Raw genomic sequence first — 1,280 nt, 5'->3', positions numbered from 1 at the left:
AATTATGGAGAGTTTGTTTTAGAAAATAAATCTTTAGTTAAAGATGAAGTAGTTCAAGCAAACTTAGATGCAATTAAAGATGAAAATATAGTATCTACAAATACACTTGAAAGAGCTATGCTTATTATCAATGACACACCAGGTGTTGTAGTAAATAAAGCAGAAGTTAGACCAGGGAAGAAAGTAGGAACTAGTGATTTTATTATAGGAACTAGTGCTACTAATAAATATAGTGGATATATCTTAGGTGATAATTATGGTTCACAATATACAGGAAAACATAGAATTATGGCAGGAGTTGATGTTAACTCACCATTTGATATTGGAGATAAATTAACATTCTCAGGACTTACATCAGATGAGATAGGACTTATTAATGGAAGAATAGCTTATGATTTTCCTATGAATGATAAAGGCTTAAGAGGTGAAGTAGCTATTTCTAAAACTACTTATGAGTTAGGAAGTTCTTATAAAAATTTAGATGCATTAGGAAGTTCTGATTCTATTTCTTTTAAAACTGTATATCCATATGTAAAATCTAGACTTAAAAATATAAATGTATATGCAGAAATATCTTTAAATAAAATGAAAGATGAAATACAAGCATCAAATATATATACTAAAAAAAGTTCAAAAGTATTAACATTAGGTATTGATTATAGTGAAGATAAAATTATGTTTAATAAAAACTCTCAATCAAGAGCTAATTTTTACTTAACTGTTGGAAATTTAAAGTTTAATGACAAAGAGGATAGACAAGCAGATGAAAATAGTGCTAATACAAATGGAACTTTTACTAAGTTAAATTTAGAATTGGGTCAAGACTTTGAATTAACTCCTAAAATTAGATGGGAGAACTCTTTTCAAGCTCAATATGCACTAGGAGATAAAAATTTAGATGGAAGTCAAGATTTAAGTCTTGGTGGAATATATGGTGTTAAATACTATCCAGATGGTGAAGAAAGTGCTGAAAATGGATTTATATTTAATACTGAACTATTTTATACTCTTCCAAACTATAAAGAGTTAAACTCTTCTATATCTGTATTTTATGATGTTGGTAGAGCATTTATGAGTCAAAATACAACAAATGAAGAGCCTAGAACTTTACAATCATTTGGTTTAGGATATTATGGTTCATATAAAGATATGTTTATAAATGCACACTTAGCTCAAAATATAAAACATGATGTTACTAGTCAAAAAGATTACTCATCAAGATTTATGATTCAAGCTGGTTGGGTATTTTAAGTTTTTAAAGCTTAGTTAAAAGAGTTATA

1 protein-coding gene is annotated in these 1,280 nt (G+C 27.5%); it reads left to right on the top strand.

Annotation, left to right across the window (positions count from 1 at the left end; all coding sequences use genetic code 11):
* Positions 1 to 1,251 (top strand): ShlB/FhaC/HecB family hemolysin secretion/activation protein (locus tag CP960_RS13865; RefSeq protein WP_101185989.1); only part of this gene is annotated, 1,251 nt, incomplete at its 5' end.
* Positions 1,252 to 1,280: the final 29 nt, after the last annotated feature.

It is taken from the genome of Malaciobacter halophilus (assembly GCF_002837275.1).
Classification (GTDB): Bacteria; Campylobacterota; Campylobacteria; order Campylobacterales; family Arcobacteraceae; genus Malaciobacter; species Malaciobacter halophilus.
Note: the sequence above shows the minus strand (reverse complement) of the source record. Positions and strands in the feature narration are given on the sequence as shown.